The sequence below is a fragment of the Actinocorallia herbida genome (assembly GCF_003751225.1).
In the GTDB taxonomy this organism is placed as follows: domain Bacteria; phylum Actinomycetota; class Actinomycetes; order Streptosporangiales; family Streptosporangiaceae; genus Actinocorallia; species Actinocorallia herbida.
This window is the reverse complement of the sequence record NZ_RJKE01000001.1, coordinates 7,187,083-7,203,787: the sequence shown is the minus strand read 5'-3', so window position 1 is coordinate 7,203,787 and position 16,705 is coordinate 7,187,083. Positions and strand designations below refer to the sequence as shown.

Annotated in this window: 13 protein-coding genes; 6 read left to right on the top strand and 7 right to left on the bottom strand. The window is 74.3% G+C overall.

The window, feature by feature from the left end:
• Nucleotides 1–29: 29 nt before the first annotated feature.
• Both EDD29_RS32855 and EDD29_RS32850 read right to left on the bottom strand, forming a co-directional pair.
• The gene (locus EDD29_RS32855; protein ID WP_123668155.1) at nucleotides 30–3,134 is read right to left on the bottom strand and encodes an AAA family ATPase; all 3,105 of its coding nucleotides are present in this window, start codon (nucleotides 3,132–3,134) and stop codon (nucleotides 30–32) included.
• Nucleotides 3,131–4,309: an exonuclease SbcCD subunit D gene (locus EDD29_RS32850; RefSeq protein WP_123668154.1), complete on the bottom strand. Its 1,179-nt coding sequence runs from the start codon at nucleotides 4,307–4,309 to the stop codon at nucleotides 3,131–3,133. Before EDD29_RS32850 ends, EDD29_RS32855 begins: the two co-directional genes overlap by 4 nt.
• A gap of 245 nt (nucleotides 4,310–4,554) precedes the next feature.
• On the opposite strand from EDD29_RS32850, the gene EDD29_RS32845 reads away from it, so the two are divergent.
• From EDD29_RS32845 to EDD29_RS32830, 5 genes are all read left to right on the top strand, one after another.
• Entirely contained in the window at nucleotides 4,555–7,104 is a 2,550-nt protein-coding gene (locus tag EDD29_RS32845) for a helix-turn-helix transcriptional regulator (RefSeq protein WP_123668153.1), read from the top strand.
• A 167-nt stretch (nucleotides 7,105–7,271) separates the two neighbouring features.
• Nucleotides 7,272–7,934, top strand: coding sequence for an esterase/lipase family protein (locus tag EDD29_RS32840; RefSeq protein ID WP_123668152.1), 663 nt, complete (start codon nucleotides 7,272–7,274; stop codon nucleotides 7,932–7,934).
• A 180-nt stretch (nucleotides 7,935–8,114) separates the two neighbouring features.
• Nucleotides 8,115–8,807, top strand: coding sequence for a RibD family protein (locus EDD29_RS45880; RefSeq protein ID WP_170201680.1), 693 nt, complete (start codon nucleotides 8,115–8,117; stop codon nucleotides 8,805–8,807).
• Nucleotides 8,808–8,901: 94 nt separating this feature from the next.
• Nucleotides 8,902–9,342 (top strand): cytidine/deoxycytidylate deaminase family protein, encoded by a 441-nt coding sequence (locus tag EDD29_RS45875; RefSeq protein ID WP_170201679.1) that lies wholly within the window; start codon nucleotides 8,902–8,904, stop codon nucleotides 9,340–9,342.
• A 112-nt stretch (nucleotides 9,343–9,454) separates the two neighbouring features.
• Nucleotides 9,455–10,897 carry an aldehyde dehydrogenase gene (locus tag EDD29_RS32830; protein WP_123668151.1) on the top strand — a complete coding sequence of 481 codons (1,443 nt, stop codon included), beginning with the start codon at nucleotides 9,455–9,457 and terminating at the stop codon, nucleotides 10,895–10,897.
• 70 nt (nucleotides 10,898–10,967) lie between these two features.
• On the opposite strand, the gene EDD29_RS32825 is transcribed toward EDD29_RS32830, so the two are convergent.
• A complete protein-coding gene (locus EDD29_RS32825) occupies nucleotides 10,968–11,921 on the bottom strand; it encodes a cation diffusion facilitator family transporter (protein WP_123668150.1) in 954 nt (317 codons plus the stop codon).
• A gap of 134 nt (nucleotides 11,922–12,055) precedes the next feature.
• Here EDD29_RS32825 and EDD29_RS32820 point away from each other — a divergent pair, with 134 nt between their 5' ends.
• A complete protein-coding gene (locus EDD29_RS32820) occupies nucleotides 12,056–12,628 on the top strand; it encodes an XRE family transcriptional regulator (RefSeq protein ID WP_123668149.1) in 573 nt (190 codons plus the stop codon).
• Between the two features lie 19 nt (nucleotides 12,629–12,647).
• On the opposite strand, the gene EDD29_RS32815 is transcribed toward EDD29_RS32820, so the two are convergent.
• The 4 genes from EDD29_RS32815 to EDD29_RS32800 all read right to left on the bottom strand — a co-directional run bounded on the left by EDD29_RS32815 (nucleotide 12,648) and on the right by EDD29_RS32800 (nucleotide 16,682).
• Nucleotides 12,648–13,007, bottom strand: a complete 360-nt coding sequence (locus EDD29_RS32815; protein WP_123668148.1) for a hypothetical protein — start codon at nucleotides 13,005–13,007, stop codon at nucleotides 12,648–12,650.
• Between the two features lie 107 nt (nucleotides 13,008–13,114).
• On the bottom strand, nucleotides 13,115–14,917 hold the full coding sequence (locus EDD29_RS32810; protein WP_211360060.1) for an ABC transporter ATP-binding protein: 1,803 nt from the start codon (nucleotides 14,915–14,917) through the stop codon (nucleotides 13,115–13,117).
• Complete coding sequence (locus tag EDD29_RS32805) at nucleotides 14,914–15,738, bottom strand: ABC transporter permease (RefSeq protein ID WP_123668147.1); 825 nt, start codon at nucleotides 15,736–15,738, stop codon at nucleotides 14,914–14,916. Before EDD29_RS32805 ends, EDD29_RS32810 begins: the two co-directional genes overlap by 4 nt.
• Complete coding sequence (locus EDD29_RS32800; RefSeq protein WP_123670819.1) at nucleotides 15,735–16,682, bottom strand: ABC transporter permease; 948 nt, start codon at nucleotides 16,680–16,682, stop codon at nucleotides 15,735–15,737. Before EDD29_RS32800 ends, EDD29_RS32805 begins: the two co-directional genes overlap by 4 nt.
• Nucleotides 16,683–16,705: the final 23 nt, after the last annotated feature.

Here is a 16,705-nt window from a genome sequence, read left to right as displayed (position 1 = left end):
GCGAGGCGGATCCGGGTTCGCGCGGGCCGTCAGAGCGACGTCGACAGACGGGATCCACGGCGGGACTTGGTGAGGCGGAGCTGGGTGGGGATCCGGGTGCGCAATTCGGCGACATGGCTGACGACGCCGACGGACCTGCCGCCTCCCCGCAGGGAGTCCAGCACGTTCATGACCTCGTCCAGGGTGTCCTCGTCGAGGGTGCCGAAGCCCTCGTCGATGAAGAGCGTGTTGATCTCCGCGCCGCCGGCCTCGGCCGTCACCACGTCGGCGAGGCCGAGCGCCAGGGCGAGGCTGGTGACGAACGACTCGCCGCCGGACAGCGTGGCCGGATCGCGTTCCTGGCCCGTCCAGGAGTCGACGACGCGCAGGCCGAGCCCGCCGCCCGCGCGCCTGGTGTCGCCCGCGGCCCGCTCGTCGGTGCGCAGCAGCAGGTAGCGGCTCTGCGACATGGTCGACAGCCGGGCGTTCGCGGCGGCGACGACCTGGTCGAGCCTGGCCGACAGAACGTACGCCGACAGGCGCATCTGCACCGGGTTCGGCGCCTGGCCGTTGACCAGGGAGGCCAGGCGCGCCGTCGTCGTGTAGATCTCCTGGGCGGGAGCCCAGGCGGTGTGCGCGCGCTTCAGGTCGGCGGCCAGTTCGGTGAGGCGGCCGCTCACCTTCCGGGCCGCGTCGTGCGCCGAGACGAGCGCCGTGTGCGCCTCCTCGGCCTCGGTCGCCGCGGTCCGCGCCTTGTCGGCGTCCGGCTCTTCGGCGGCTGCGGCGGCCCGGAGCTCGGCGGACTCCAGCCGGGCGCGCACCGTCGCGTCGGCGTCGTCGAAGCCGCGGATCTCCGCGGTCGCCGCGGCGCGCTCGTCGTCGTGCAGGAGGGCCTGCCGCACCGCGTCCACCGAGGCGAACCCCTGCTCGCGCCAGGCCGCGTCGAAGGCGGACTCCGCCTGGACCAGTTCGAGCCGGGCCGTCTCCGCCCGCGCGTCGGCGGCGACCGCCGCGTCCAGCAGGGCGGTCTCGGCGGTGAGGCGGGCGATCCTGGCCCGGAGCGTGGGGTCGGCGCCGCGCGCGCCCTCCAGCTCCGCGCGCAGCACGCCGGCCTCCTCGGTGAGCGCCTGCACGGCCGCGGTGGTCTCCGCGACCGCTCTGCCCGCCTCGCCCTGCGCCTCGCGCGCTCCCTCGAGCAGCCGCTCTCCCTCGCGCACCCGCGCTTCCAGGGCCTCCACGCGGCTCGTGTCGTCCAGCCGCTCGCGCAGCGTGGTCCGGGCGGCGGCGAGCACGTCCATCAGGGACTCGACCGAGCCTTCGACCCGGTCGGCCAGCACGTCGAACTCGACGCGGATGCCGTCGGCGCGCCGGGCCGACTCCTCCCGGTCGCGCTGGCACGCCTCCTGGACGGCGGCGGCCCGCTCCTCGTCGGCGTCGGTGGGCACCGCGTCGGCGCCGGGCGCGGGGGCCGGATGCTCGGCCGATCCGCAGACCTGGCAGGGCTCGCCGTCGCGCAGTCCGGAGGCCAGCAGCGCGGCCATGCCCGCGAGGCGCGCGCCCCGGATCGCCTGGAGCGCGTCGGTGGCGGCCTGCGCGCGGTCCACGCTGCCGCGGTGCGCCGCGTCGGCCTTGGCGAGATCGTGGCCGAGCTTGTCGCGATGGCGCGCGTCCTCGACGGCCTGGGCGGTGTCCTTCTCGGTCTTGTGCGCGGCCTCCACCTGGGACGCGCCGATCCTGGCCTGCTCCAGCGCCCGCCGGTCCGCCTCGATCACCGCGGGCAGCCGCTCGGCCTCCAGCCGCGCCCGCGCCTCCTCGGCGGCCTGCTGCACCCCGCGCTCCCGTAGCCTCGCGGAATCCCGCGTGACCTCCTCCAGCCGCGTCTCACGCCCGCGCAAGCCCGCCAGCCGCGCCACCTCGTCCTGCCAGACCCGCCGGGCCCTCTCCACCCCCTCCACGGACGTCTCGGCCCCGAGCGACCCGCACCGGCACCCGATGGCCTCCTCGACCCCGTCGCACGCGCCCCCGGGAGCTCCGGTCACGTCCGGGGACGGGACGGCGAAGAGCACGATGCCGTCGGGGGGCGGGCAGGCGCAGGGCAGGGGGACGGGCGGGATCAGGGGGGTGAGGGAGCGGCGGGCCCGGCGGGAGGCGGTGGCGGCCGATTCGGACTCGCGGCGGCGGGTGGTGAGGGCGGTGCCGTAGGGGCGGACGCGTTCGGCGCGTTCGGCGGCGGCGAGGCGGTCGCGCAGGAGGGCGACCTGCGGGGCGCGCTCGTCGAGTGCGGCGCGGTGGCGGACCGCCTCGGCGTGCTCGCGGCGCAGGCGGACCAGCTCGGTGGCGGCGGCCGCCGCCTGCTGGGCCGCGGCCACGGCGGCGCGGGACGTCTCCAGGGCCTCGGCCGCGCCGCGCAGCCGGGCGCCGTGCCCGACGGCGAGGCCGTCGGCCCACGCCAGGAGCGCCTCCGCGGTGGCGTCCTCCGGCGGCTCGGCGGCGGCGACCTCGGCGACGAGCCCGGCCGTGGTGGTGAAGGCGGCGTGCAGGGCGTCGGCCTCGCGGTGGGTGCGGGCGCGCTCCTCGGCCAGCCGCTTCTCGACCGCGGCGTAGATCTCGGTGGCGAACAGCTTCTCCAGCACCTTGCGGCGCTCCTCGGCGCCCGCGCGCAGGAAGGCCGCGAAGTCTCCCTGCGGCAGCAGCGCGACCTGGCTGAACTGGGCGACGTTCATGCCGAGGGTCTTCTCGACCTGGTGCGCCGTCTCGTCGATCCGGGTCGACAGCGCCCGCCAGCCGCCGTCGGCGCGCTCCTCCAGGATGACCGAGGCCTGCTGCTTCGTCGTGCCGGTGCCGCGCTGCTTGGGCCGCTGCCACTCGGGCGTGCGGGTGAGCCGGAACACCCGGCCCGAGATCGCGTACTCCAGCACGACCTTCGGCTCCGAGCCCGGGTCCGCGTGATCGCTGCGGAGGTTGCGGACCGCCCTGCGCGGGCCGGGGACCGTGCCGAACAGGGCGAAGCACACCGCGTCCAGGACGCTGGTCTTGCCCGCGCCGGTCGGGCCCTGGATGAGGAACAGGCCTGCGTCGGCCAGGGCGGTGAAATCGACGGCCTCGGTCCCGGCGAAGGGTCCGAACGCGCTGACGCTCAGCTTCCGCAGCCTCATCGGGACACGCCTTCCCGCGCCGGGGCGCGCTGTGCGGGGACGGGGGCCTTCTCTTCGAGCCGGCAGTACTCGAACGCGTCGTGCAGGAGCGCCCGCTCGTCCTCGGTGGCGCCCTCGCCGGTGACCTCCCGGACGAACTCCCCGGCCATCTCCGGCGCGGTGCGGGTCGCCAGCAGTTCGGCGCGGCCCGGGCCGTCGCCGGTGAAGGACTCGGTGGCGAACTCCAGGACGAGGGCGTGCGGGAACCGGGCGCGCAGCCTTTCCATGGCCCCGGCGACGCGCCTGGTGTCGGTGAGGGTGGCCTTCACCCAGTCGTCCTCGTGCCGGGTGTGGGAGGGATCGGAGAGCAGCTCGTCCAGGGTGCCGGTCAGATGGGCGAGCCGCCTCGGGACGGGCGCCTCGACGAACTCGGCGGCGCGCAGGCCCGAGCCGTCGAGATCGACGAGCCAGGAGCCCTTGACGTGCGTCAGCTCGGAGAAGGAGTAGGCGAGCGGCGACCCCGAGTAGCGGACGTGCTCGCGCAGCGCCCGCCGGCCGTGCAGATGGCCGAGGGCGACGTAGTCGATGCCGTCGAAGACGCCCGCGGGGACGATGCTCGCGCCGCCGACGGAGATGTCCCGTTCGCTCTCGCTGACGACGGGGGCCTCGCCCGCCGAGACGAAGGCGTGCGCCATGACGACGCGGGGGCCGCGGTGGCCGTCGGCGTGGATCCTGCGGACCGCCTCGGTGAGGGCCGCGGTGTGCGACCGCTCCGCCAGCCCCCAGGGCTCGCGCACGAGCTCCGGCTCAAGGTAGGGGATCGGGTAGATCGCCACGTCCCCGACGACGACCGGGCGGGCGGGCTCCTCGGGGGGCGCGGTGCGCACGTGGACGTTCGCGGCCTCCAGCAGGCGGGAGCCCACGCCGAGGCGGATCGCCGAGTCGTGGTTGCCGGAGATGATCACGATGGCGGCGCCCGTCGCCTTGAGCCGCGCGAGGGTCTCGTCGTAGAGGCGGACCGCGTCCACCGGCGGGATGGCGCGGTCGTAGACGTCGCCGCTCACGACCACGCAGTCGACGCGCTCGGCGGCGACGGTCGCGACGAGGTGGTCGGCGAAGGCGCTCTGGGGCCCGAGGAGGTCCTCCCGGTGGAAGGATCGGCCCAGGTGCCAGTCGGAGGTGTGCAGGAGTCTCATGGCACGACCGACCCTAGACCGAGGCACTGACACTTCGGCCCCGGAAGCGCGCTCCGGTATCGAGATTCACACGGGCGAACCACGCGACGGTGACGCGGTGTCGCTGGAACGTCACCGATGTCCGCATTGTGCACTCGCACAATCGGCCGTCCCCCAGGGGTGTGCGAGCCCACGCCCGCCGTGGGACCCTGGACGGTCCGACGGCGGCATGCTGTAGTGACGGCGGCTTCCTGGGAGGTTCCGCGATGGGCGTCCACGGTCGTGACAGGGAACTCGATCTGCTCGACCGCCTTGTGGTGGAGGCGCGCGCAGGCAGGGGCGGCGCCCTTGCCGTGCGCAGCGGGCCCGGACTCGGCCGCAGCACGCTGCTGCGCTGGGCGGCCCGCCGGGCCTCGCCCGACTTCCGGGTGCTGAGCGTGCCCGGGGTCCGGGTCGAGGCGGATCTGCCCGGGGCGGCGCTCGGCCGCATCCTGCCCGGCGGGTCCGAGGACCCCCTGGAGGTGCACCGGCGGCTCGTCGAGCTCGCCGCCGACCGGCCGCTGCTGTGCGTGGCCGACGACGCGCACTGGATGGACGCGCCCTCGCTCGCCGCGCTCGCCTTCACCGCCCGCAGGGCCGAGACGCTGCCGATCCTCATGCTGTTCGGCGCGAGCGACGGCAGGGTGCGCGGCGCGGGCCGCGACAGGCTCGCCGCCATCCCCGACCTCCCGCTGCCGCCGCTGGACGACACGGCTTCACGGCTCGTGCTGCGCGAGTGCGTCGAAGGCATCCCCGCCGAGGTGGAGTCGGTCCTGGTCGAGCTGGCAGGGGGGAACCCCCGCGCGCTCCGCGAACTCGGCAGGGCGCTCACCCCGGGACAGATCTCAGGCATCGAGCCGCCCCCGGCGACCCTGCCTTCTGGCAGTGAACTGCGCGCCACCTTCCGCAGGCGTTACGACCGCCTTCCCGAGGACGCCAGGAGCCTGCTCGCCTTCGCCGTCGTGGAGGAGCGCCTGGACATCGTCACCCTCGGCCGGGCCGCCGCGTCGGCCGGCCTCGACCTCGCCGCCCTGGAGCCGGCCCGGAGCGCGGGCCTGCTCACCGTGGACCGCGACCATGTCAGCGTCCCCAGCGCGCTCATGCGCAGCGTCCTTGAGGCGGATTCCCCACTTGCCGCGCTGCACACCGCCCATCGGCTGCTCGCCCAGGTGATGGACCGGCCGGGCCAGCGCGCCCGCCGGATCATGCACCGCACCGCGGTGGCCCGCCGCCCGAGCGACCTCGCCGAGCTGCGCGCGGTCGCGGCGGGGGCCGAGCCCGCCGAGGCCGCGGGGATCTGGGCGCGGGCCGCGGAGCTGTCCGGCGACCCCGCCGACCTGCTCGGCGCGGCGGCGGCGCATTGGCGGGCGGGCGCGCCCGCACGGGCGAAGGTGCTCGTGCGCCGCGCCCTGGCCGATCCCGCGGTCCCGCCCGGCGAGGCCGAGATGCTGCTGGGCGAGATCGAGCTGTTCGACGGGATGCCGGAGAAGTCGCGGACGCTCTACGCCACGGCGGCCGACCTGCTGCCCGAGGCCGAAAGGCTGGACGCGCTCGCCCGCGCGGGAGAGGCCGCCTACCTGGCCGGCGACATCATGTCCTACCTGGACCTCGCGGAGCGGGCCGCCCGCACGCCCGGCTCGGATCTGCTCACCCTGCACTTCCAGGGGATCGCCGCCGCGTTCGTCGGAGAGGACTTCAGCCATGCGCTGCGGCGGGTGCTCACCCTCCCCGAGAGCTGTCTCGACCACCTGTGGGCGAGCACCGCGGCGTCGCTGCTGGGCGACGACCTCGCCGCGCACGAGCTCGCGGGCGGCGCGGTGCGGGCCGCCCACGGCGGCAACACCGCGCTCAAGCCCTGCGCGCTGCACCTGCTCGCCCAGGCGGAGCTGTGGAGAGGACGGTTCTGCGAGGCGGTGGAGGCGTCCAGGGAAGGGCTCGCGCTCGCCGAGGCGACGGGACAGGGCAACGTGGCGGTCGACCACAGGGCGCTGCTCGCCCTGGTGGCCGCCCTGCGCGGCGACCGTGCGGAGAGCCGAAGGCAGGCGGGGATGGCCGCGGCCACGGCGCAGGGGCGGGGACTGAGCCGTCCCGAGGCGTTCCTCAGCTGGGCCGAGGCCGCGCTCGACCTCCTGGCCGACCGGCCCGCCGAGGCCGCCGCCCGGCTCCGGATCATCACCGTGCACCCCGTCGTGCGCGTCATGTCGACCCCGCTGTACGTCGAGGCGGAGGTGCACTCCGGAGGACGGGAGGCGGCGGCGCGGTCCCTCGCCGTCTTCGACGGATGGGCGAAGGCCACCGCCAATCCCGCGCGCCTGGCGCTCTCGCGGCGCTGCCACGCGCTGCTGTCCGAGGGACCGGTGGCCGAGGAGCACTTCAGCGCGGCGCTCGCCCTGCACCGCCTGGGCGGCTCCCCGTTCGAGCTGGCGCGCACCGAGCTGCTGTTCGGCTCCTGGCTGCGCCGCTCCCGGCGGCCCAGCGACGCCCGGGCGCACCTGCGGCACGCGCTGCACCTGTTCCGGCACTACGAGGCCGAGGCGTGGGCGGGCCGGGCCCGCGCGGAGCTGCGCGCGGCGGGGGAGACCGCGGCAGGGGGCGAGCCCGCCGCCGAGCTGACCGCCCAGCAGGAGCAGATCGCGCGGCTCGCCGCCGAGGGCGCGACGAACCGGGAGATCGCCGCCCGGCTCGTGCTCAGCCCCCGGACGGTCGAGCACCACCTGCGCAACGTCTTCACCCGTCTCGGCGTCCGGTCGCGGGTCGAGCTGGCGAAGTTCTTCTGAGCCGCGCCGGACCGCCGCGAGAACCGCGCTGAGCAGGGGTTCTCTGGTCGGGGCGCGGGTCGTTGGATCGCTCCAATCCGGGTGCGGGAGGCACCGGTGATGTCACCGATGCGGGGTCCGCGGGCGCTGGGCAGACTCGACCTCACCCCACCCCCCGAGGAGAGAACATGCTCCGCAAGATCGCCGTCGTGATGGCCGCGCTGGCGGCCGTCCTGGCCGGCTTCACCGCCCCCGCCCACGCCGCGAAGACCCCCGTCGTCTTCGTCCACGGCTACACCGGCAGCGCCTCCAACTGGGTGACGGCCATGTCCGTCTTCCGGTCCGGCGGATACGCGAGCTCCGAGCTGTTCGCCTACGAGTACAACTCGTACGGCAACAACATCACCAACGCGCAGGGTCTGGCGACGTTCGTCGACAAGGTGCGCGCCCAGACCGGCGCCTCCCAGGTGGACATCGTCAACCACTCCATGGGCGGCCTGGTGAGCCTGTGGTACCTCAAGCAGCTCGGCGGCAACACCAAGGTCCGCCACCTCGCCTCGATCGCGGGCGCCAACCACGGCACCACGTTCGCGAGCGCCTGCCTCATCTATGTGACCTGCCAGCAGATGTATCCCGGTTCGTCCTTCATCAACACGCTGGGCAGCGGCGACGAGACCCCCGGCAGCACCAAGTACGGCACCTGGTACTCGCCCTGCGACGGGGTCATCCTCCCCTACACCAGCACCCGCCTGGACGGCGCGACCAACAACTACGTCGCCTGCCAGACCCACATCGGCTTCCTCACGGACACCTCGGTGCTCTCCTCGATCCGGACGTTCCTCGGCACCTGACGCCGGCGTCCGCGCGGCCCGGCCCCCTTGTGCGGAGGGGGCCGGGCCCTTTTCGGTGTGCCGGGCGGGCTCCCCGGCGAAGCCGGGTTCTTCGAGAGCCCGTCACCGGGCCCATGGGTACGGATCGGTTGTCCACAGGCCGGAGAACGGCGGGTGGCGGTTCCGGGTTATGTTGCCTGCATGAACGACCGCCCTTATGTGCTGCTGAGCTGCGCGGCGTCCGTCGACGGGTACATCGACGACGCCTCGCCCGAGCGGCTGCGCCTGTCCAACGAGGCGGACTTCGACCGGGTGGACGCCGCGCGCGCCGAGGTCGACGCCATCCTCGTCGGCGCGACCACGATCCGGCGCGACGACCCGTCGCTCCTGGTGCGCTCGCCGGAACGCAGGGCCGCGCGGGCCGCGCGCGGCCTGCCGGAGAACCTCGTGAAGGTGACCCTGACGGCGAGCGGCGGGCTCGACCCACAGGCGCGGTTCTTCACCACGGGGGCCGAACCGAAGCTCGTCTACACCACGGATCAGGCGGCGAAGGAGCTCCGCGCGGAACTCGACGGCGTCGCGGAGGTCGTCGCCCTCGGGGAGAAGGCCGATCTCGCCGCGCTGCTCGCCGATCTCGCCGCCCGGGGGGTGCGGCGGCTCATGGTCGAGGGCGGCGGCGGCGTCCACACCGGCTTCCTCACCGCCGACCTGGTCGACGAGATCCACCTGGCCATCGCGCCCTTCTTCCTCGGCGATCCCGACGCCCCGCGCTTCACCCACCCGGGCCTCTTCCCCCAGAGCCCCTCCCGCCCCATGCGCCTCGCCGAGACCAGCGCCCTCGGCGACGTCGCCTTCCTCCGCTACCTGATCGGAGACGCCTCCCCACCCGTGTGAGCCGCTGTCGGCGGTGGACGATCGGCGGGGACACGGGCAGGCGGGAAGAGCGGAGAGAGCTGTGCGTGAAGAGACGGGTCGAGCGGGGGACGGCATGAGCGACGTGGAAGATCTGCGGTGGCTTGAGGTGGCCTGCGAGCTGGCGTCTTCGTGTCCGCCCTCGGAGACGGCGTTCTCGGTGGGTGCGGTGATCGTGGGGGCCGACGGGCGGGAGCTGGCGCGGGGGTTCTCGCGGGAGACCGATGAGAAGGTGCACGCCGAGGAGGCGGCGCTGGCGAAGATCCCGGGCGTCGAGCTCGCGGGGGCCACGGTCTACAGCTCGCTGGAGCCATGCGCGCGGCGGCTCTCGCGGCCGAAGTCGTGCGCGCGGCTCATCGTCGAGCGGGGCGTTCGCCGGGTGGTGTTCGCCTGGCGCGAGCCCGTGCTGTTCGTCGAGGGGGACGGGGTCGAGCTGCTGGAGGACGAGGGCGTCGAGGTCGTGGAGGTCCCCGCGCTGGCCGCGCGGGCGAAGCTGCCGAACGCCCATCTGCTGTGACCGGCCGGGCCTACCGGCGGTAAGTATTCACCGACCCTGGAGATTGAGACTCGGGTCTCGCCGTCATATGCTGCGCCCAAGCAAGCACTCGGTGGGTTGCGGAGGGTTTTCCATGCACGAGCACAAGAGCTTCTTCATCGGCGGCGAATGGGTCGCCCCGGCGGGGACCGGGGTCATCGACGTCGTCTCCCCGCACACCGAGGAGGTCATCGGGCGCGTTCCCGACGGCTCCGAGGCCGACATCGACGCCGCGGTCGCCGCCGCGCGCCGCGCCTTCGACGAGGGGCCGTGGCCGCGGATGACCCCGGCCGAGCGGGCCGAGATCGTCGGCCGGCTGTCGGCCATCTACGCCGCGAACGTGGAGCCGATGGCCCAGCTCGTGACCGCGGAGATGGGCTCCCCGGCGCTGTTCTCCATGTTCGCCCAGGCCGCCATCCCGCAGATGGTGCTCCAGTACTACGTCGACCTCGCCGCCACCTACACCTGGGAGGACGAGCGGCAGGGCATGCAGGGCCCGGTCTCGGTCGTCCGCGAGCCGGTCGGCGTCGTCGCGGCGATCGTGCCGTGGAACGTCCCGCAGTTCACGCTGATGCTCAAGCTCGCCCCGGCGCTCATCGCGGGCTGCACCATCGTGGCCAAGCCGTCGCCGGAGACCCCGCTCGACACCTACCTCCTCGCCGAGTGGATCAAGGAGGCGGGCATCCCCGACGGTGTCGTCAACATCGTGCCCGCGGGCCGCGAGGTGGGCGCCCACCTGGTCGCCCACCCCGACGTCGACAAGGTGTCCTTCACCGGCTCCACCGGGGCCGGGCGCAGCATCGCCGCGGTCTGCGGCCAGCAGCTCAAGCGGGTCACCCTGGAGCTCGGCGGCAAGTCCGCGGCGATCATCCTGGAGGACGCCGACCTCGCCTCCACCATCGAGGGCTTCAAGCTCGCGTCGCTGATGAACAACGGCCAGGCCTGCGCAGCGCAGACCCGCATCCTCGCGCCCCGCTCCCGCTACGACGAGGTCGCCGACGCGCTCGCCGCGATGGTCGGCGGCCTCGCGGTCGGCGACCCGGCGGACTTCGGCACCGAGGTCGGCCCGCTGGTCGCCCAGCGCCAGCAGGAGCGGGTCGAGGGCTACATCCGGATCGGCCAGGACGAGGGCGCCAAGGTCCTCGTCGGCGGCCTGGACCGGCCGCAGGACCGCGGCTGGTACGTGGCCCCGACGGTGTTCGGCGGCGTCACCAACGACATGCGCATCGCCCGCGAGGAGATCTTCGGCCCGGTCCTCGCGCTCCTCGCCTACGACGACGAGGAGGAGGCGATCCGCATCGCCAACGACAGCGACTACGGCCTCGGCGGCTCGGTCTGGACCGCCGACGAAGAGCACGGCGTCGCCGTCGCCCGCCGGATCCGCACCGGCTCCTGCGGCGTGAACCTCTACAGCATCGACCCCGCCACCCCCTTCGGCGGCTACAAGTCGAGCGGCCTGGGCCGCGAGCTCGGCCCCGAGGGCCTCGACGCCTACCTCGAGCTCAAGTCCATCCCCCGTCCCGCCCCCAAGGTCTGATGTCCCCACCGAGCCCCCGGACCCACCCCGTCCGGGGGCTCACCGCTGCTCCGGGCCCGTCCCGCCCGGGTCAGGCGGGCGGGTCGGTGGTGGTGGGCGGCGCGGTGTGCAGCGGGGCCGACGGGTCGGGGTCCAGGCCGGTGTCCTGGTAGGAGAGGGGGTCCTCGATCGCCTCCAGGTGGGTGAAGACCGAGGCGTGCGGAAGCGTCTCGCGAATGGCGGTCTCGACCTCGGTGGCGGTGCGGTGGCCGTGGAAGACGGTCCAGGTGCCGGGGACGAGGACGTGCAGTGAGACGAAGGAGCGGCTGGCGGCCCGACGGGTGCGCAGCGCGTGGAAGACGATGCCGTCCTCCCGGAACGGGCGCAGCGCCTGGTCGATGAGGCGCAGGTCGTCGTCGGGGAGCGCGCGGTCCATGAGGCCGGAGCCGGAGCGCCGGACGAGCTTGCCGCCGGTGAAGGCGATGTTCGCGGCGACGGCCAGCGCGATGAGCGGGTCGAGGACCTGCCAGCCGGTGAGCGCCACGACCGCCACGGCGGTGATGACGCCGACCGAGGTCCACACGTCGGTGAGCAGGTGCTTGCCGTCCGCCTCCAGCACGATCGACCGGTTCGCCCGTCCCGCCCTGACCAGCAGGAGGCCGACCGCGAGGTTGATGAGCGAGGCGACGGCCGACACCGCGAGCCCGAGCCCGACGTCCTCGACGGGCTGCGGCGACAGCAGCCGCCCGACCGCCGCGACCACGATGGTCACCGACGCGATGAAGATCATGATGCCTTCGGCGCCCGCCGAGAAGTACTCGGCCTTGGTGTGCCCGTAGGCGTGCTCGTCGTCGGCCGGCATCGACGACCACCGCAGCGCCCCGACCGCGATGAGCGCCGCCACGAGGTTCACCACCGACTCGGCCGCGTCCGACAGCAGACCCACCGACCCGGTGAGCGCCCATGCCGTCGTCTTCAGCGCGATCGTCGCCACCGCGGCCGCCACCGACAGCCACAGCAGCCGCCCCAGCTTGTCCGACCCCACTCCGCCACCTTCCGTCTTGATCTTCTCCACTATGCCCGTCCAGGTCGGGCCGCGCGGACGGCGGGGGCCTCGGCGGGCGCGGACCCGCGAGGACAGGGCATCATTGGGGGAGCGGAAGGAAGGGCGGGCGGGCGTTGAGCGAGGTCGCGGAGTTCGGGGAGCCGGGCGGGGTGCCGGTGCGGGACGTGGTCGCGGGGAACGTGCGGCGGATCCGGTTGGCGCGGGGGATGAGCCTGCGGGAGCTGGCGGAGACGACCGGGGTGAGCAAGGCGCTGCTGTCGCAGATCGAGCGCGGGGTGGCGAATCCGACGATCGACGTGCTGTCCCGGGTGGCGGCGGCGCTGGGGGAGAGCTTCGTCGAGCTGGCGCGGCCCCGGATGGCGGGTCCCGAGGTGCTGCGGGCCGAGCCCGGCGTGCGGGCCGAGCAGGCGGTCCGGACCCTGTTCGGGTCGTGGGAGCGGCGCCGGTTCGAGATCTCCGAGGGGTACATCCCGCCCGGCACGCGCAGCGTGAAGAACGCGCACGGCCCCGACACCGTCGAGTACGCCTACCTGGTGTCCGGGTCGGTCACCGTGGCGGCCGGGGACTGGTCGGTCGAGCTGGCGCCCGGCGACGCGATCAGGTTCGGCGCCGAGCACGACCACGTCTACACCACGGCCGGGCAGCCCGCCCGCGTCCTCACGATCCTGTCGTTCGACGAACTCTGAGCCTTCGCCGACGCTACGGCTAAGGCAGCCAGGGGCCTTCGCAGGCTCCGTCCCGGCGTTCCAGGTCGGTCTCGGCCTGCCGCCCGCCGAGACCGGAGAACCGGACGAGGAAGCAGTAGCGCCCGTCGACCCGCGGGCCGATGCCCTGCGAGACGCCCCGGGCCGAGACGGTGACCTCGGCGCCCCCGGTGACGTCCCGGTAGGCGTGGACGGCGAAGAAGGGCAGATAGTCGCGGGCCTCCTGCTCGGTCACCTTCCCGTCGGCGGCGAGCACGTCCGCGTAGTTCTCCACCTCGTGCCGGGCGTCGGCGGCCGCCCGGTGCCGGGCGTAGAGGTCGGTCGCGGGCCGGTAGAGGAACGCGGCCGCGACGACGACCAAGATGGACAGGCCGAGATACCGCGTGACCCTGGAGATGCCGCCTCCCCTGCCGCAGTGCCGCTTGCGCGGCGATCCTGCCAGAAAGGCGGGCTTCGCGGCGGGCCGGTTCAGGCCGGGCGGCGGGCGGGGTCGGGGACGCTCGCGAGGAGGCGGCGGGTGTAGGGGTCGGCGGGGGCGTCGAGGACGCGGGAGGTGGGGCCCTCTTCGCGGCGGGTGCCTTCGGCGAGGACGTAGACGCGGTCGGTGATCTGGCGGACGACGGCGAGGTCGTGCGTGATGAACAGGAGCGCCATCGACAGGGAGGTCCGGAGCTCGGCGAGGAGGTCGAGGATCTGGGCCTGGACCGAGACGTCGAGGGCGGAGACCGACTCGTCGCAGATGAGGAGCTTCGGGCGGCCCGCCACGGCTCGGGCGATCGCGACGCGCTGGCGTTCGCCGCCGGACATGCCGGAGGGCGGCCGGGCCGCGACGGCCGGGGCCAGCCCGACCAGGTCGAGCAGCGCCGCGACCTCGGTCTTCCCGCCTTCGCGGCCTGCCGCGCGCAGCGCCTCGGCGAGGACCGCGCCGACCGAGCGGACGGGGTTGAGCGAGGAGTACGGGTCCTGGAAGACCATCTGGACGCCGCGCAGCACCCGGGCCCGGTCGCCCTTCGGCAGGGCCCGCAGGTCGGTGTAGGAGGTGCCGTCGAAGGTGATCGTGCCGCCGTCGGGGCGTTCCAGGCCGACGACGCAGCGGGCGAGCGTGGTCTTGCCCGAGCCCGACTCGCCGACGATCCCGACCGCCTCGCCGGGGGCGACCCGCAGGTCGATCCCGCCGAGCGCGGGCCGCTTCGCGCCGCGGAAGGTCCGGGTGATGCCGCGGATCTCCAGCAGCGCGGGCGCCGCCGGGTCGGACGGGGCGGGTTCGGCCGCGAGCGCGGGTTCGGGGGTGAAGGTGAGGGCGACCTCGTCGGCCCTGACGCACGCCGAGCGCCGCCCGGGGCCCGCGGGGCGCAGTTCCGGCGTGCCTGCGCGGCAGGTGTCCGAGGCGAGCGCGCAGCGGTCGGCGAAGCCGCACCGGCCGGTGACGGCGTCGTGCGCCGGCACGTTCCCCGGCACCGAGGGCAGGACCGCGAGCCTGCGGTCGAGCGGCGGCTCGGCGGCCAGCAGCGCCCGTGTGTAAGGGTGCCGGGAGCCTTCCCGGACGGCGTCGGCGGGGCCGGTCTCGACGGTCCGTCCCGCGTAGAGGACGAGGACGTCGTCGCACATCGAGAACGCGACGCGCAGGTCGTGGGTGATGAGCACGAAGGCCATGCCGCGCTCGCGCTGCACCCGCCGGATGAGGTCGAGCACCTCGGCCTGGGTGGTGACGTCCAGGGCGGTCGTGGGCTCGTCGGCGACGAGGACCTGAGGGTCGTCGGCGAGCGCGCAGGCGAGGCCGACCCGCTGGCGCATCCCGCCCGACAGCTCGTACGGGCGGCGTTCCGCGACGTCGGCGGGCAGTCCCACTTCGGCGAGCCGCCGGGCGACCTCCGCCGCCGTGCGCTTGCCGCGCGGAAGCCCGTCAGAGATCTGCTTGCCCACCGGACGCAGGGGGTTGAGCAGCGTGAACGGGTCCTGGAGGAGGAGCGAGACGGTCGTGCCGCGTAGGCGCCGCAGCTCCTTGGGCTTCTCCGAGACCCGCACTCCCGCGAGGTCCACGTTCCCGGACGCCTTGAGCCCGGAAGGCAGCAGCCCGAAGAGCGCGCGCACGGTGAGGGACTTGCCTGAGCCGGACTCCCCGACGATCGCCAGGGAGCGGCCCGCCTCGACCGCGAAGGACACGTCGGAGAGGAGGGTCCGTCCGTCGGCCGCGCGATGCACCCGCAGCCCGTCGACCTCGACCAGCGGCCGTGCCTCCCGCGTCATGGCGGTCTCCGCCATCGCCGTCATCGCGCCAGCCTCCGCTGCTCGGCCCGTTCCTGGAGCCAGTCGCCGACGACGGTCACCGCGGCCGCCGTGATGATGATCGCCAGTCCGGGCGCCACCGCGGCCCACGGGTTGGCGAAGAGCTGCCCCTTGTTGTCCGCGAGGGTGCGGCCCCAGTCCGGCGAGCCCGCCGCGACGCCGAGGCCGAGGAACGACAGCGACGCCAAGGACACCAGCGCATACGCGAAGTTCAAGAACGCGTTCGCCAGGGCCACCGGAAGGATGTTCGGCCAGATGTGCCGCGTCATGATCCGCCAGGACGACAGGTTCTGGAGCCGCGCGGCCTCCACGTAGGCGCGGGAGCGCTGCTCCAGGACCGCGCCGCGCACGACCCTGGCGTCGGTGGGCGCGAAGAGCACGACGAGGACGACGACGGCGAGCCCGTACCCGCCGCCCATGACCCCGGCGACGACGATCGCGACGAGCAGGGCGGGCAGCGAGAGCACGAGGTCGGCCCAGCGCATGGCGAACGCGTCGGTCCTGCCGCCGAGGTATCCGGCGGGCAGGCCGATGAGGTTGCCGAGGATCATCGATCCGGCGCTGACCGCGATCGCGCCGAGCACCGCGGTGCCCGCCCCGGCGATGAGGAGCCGGAACACGTCGCGGCCCAGTTCGTCGGTGCCGAGGGGGTGGCCGGGTCCGGGGAAGGTGATGCCGGTCGCGAGGTCCTGGCCGGTGGCGCCGGGGACGATCAGCTTCCCGAAGACCGCGCAGACCCCGGCGACGGCCAGGACGAGCAGCGCGACGGCGACGGCGGGCGCGGGGACCCGGAAGGGAATCCTCATCGCTCCTCCCCGAAGCGGATGCGCGGGTCGGCGACGGTGTAGGCGACGTCCACGAGCAGGTTCACCAGCGAGATCAGCAGGGTCAGCAGGAGCGCGAGCGCCTGCACGACGGGCATGTCCTTGAACGTCACCGAGTCCACGAGCAGCGAGCCGAGGCCGGGCAGCGCGAACGTCACCTCGATGAGGACGGTCCCGGCGAGGGTGCTGGTGAGGATCAGGCCGACGGCCGTGAGGATCGGGATGAGGGAGTTGCGCAGGGCGTATCCGGCGATGCGCAGCGGGGACAGGCCGCGCGCCCGCGCGAAGACGATGTAGTCCTGGTCGAGTTCGCGGACGAGGGCGGTGCGGGTGAACCGGACGAGCAGCCCGGCGGCCCCGACGGCGAGGGCCACCGAGGGCAGAGTCAGGTGGAGCAGCCTGCCGGAGAAGCCTTCGCCCGCCCCGTACACCGGGAACCATTGGAGGTAGACGGCGAACGCCATGAGCAGTACAAGGCCCGCCGCGAAGGGCGGCGCGCTCATTCCGGCGACGGCGGTGACCGCGGCGGCCCGGTCCACGGCCTTGCCCTTGCGGAAGGCGCCCACGATCCCCAGCGGCAGCCCGATCAGGACGGCCAGGGCGGTGCCGTAGCCGGTGAGCTGGAGGGTGAGACCGAGGCGGGAGCCGATGGCCTCGGTCACGGGCATCCCGGTGCGGATCGAGGTGCCGAAGTCGCCCTGGAAGACTCCGCCGAGCCATCGCAGGTACTGGGAGACGACGGGCTCGTTCAGGTGGTAGCGGGCCCGGATGGCCTCCAGGGCCTCCGGGGAGGCGGGGCGGGTGCCCAGCAGGGTCCGCTCGACCGTGCCGGGCGCGAGGTAGAGCAGGCCGAACACGCCGATCGACAGGATCGCCAGGACGGCGAGGGTGCCGAGCGCCCGCCGCGCCAGGAAGCCCGCGGTCACGCTGCCCCGCCGGGCGCGGGCGC

Excerpts from the sequence above, each read along its gene's own strand:
- EDD29_RS32855 (WP_123668155.1), bottom strand. The coding sequence starts at position 3,134 with ATGAGGCTGCGGAAGCTGAGCGTCAGCGCGTTCGGACCCTTCGCCGGG.
- EDD29_RS32850 (WP_123668154.1), bottom strand. The coding sequence starts at position 4,309 with ATGAGACTCCTGCACACCTCCGACTGGCACCTGGGCCGATCCTTCCAC.
- EDD29_RS32845 (WP_123668153.1), top strand. The coding sequence starts at position 4,555 with ATGGGCGTCCACGGTCGTGACAGGGAACTCGATCTGCTCGACCGCCTT.
- EDD29_RS32840 (WP_123668152.1), top strand. The coding sequence starts at position 7,272 with ATGCTCCGCAAGATCGCCGTCGTGATGGCCGCGCTGGCGGCCGTCCTG.
- EDD29_RS45880 (WP_170201680.1), top strand. The coding sequence starts at position 8,115 with ATGAACGACCGCCCTTATGTGCTGCTGAGCTGCGCGGCGTCCGTCGAC.
- EDD29_RS45875 (WP_170201679.1), top strand. The coding sequence starts at position 8,902 with ATGAGCGACGTGGAAGATCTGCGGTGGCTTGAGGTGGCCTGCGAGCTG.
- EDD29_RS32830 (WP_123668151.1), top strand. The coding sequence starts at position 9,455 with ATGCACGAGCACAAGAGCTTCTTCATCGGCGGCGAATGGGTCGCCCCG.
- EDD29_RS32810 (WP_211360060.1), bottom strand. The coding sequence starts at position 14,917 with ATGACGGCGATGGCGGAGACCGCCATGACGCGGGAGGCACGGCCGCTG.
- EDD29_RS32805 (WP_123668147.1), bottom strand. The coding sequence starts at position 15,738 with ATGAGGATTCCCTTCCGGGTCCCCGCGCCCGCCGTCGCCGTCGCGCTG.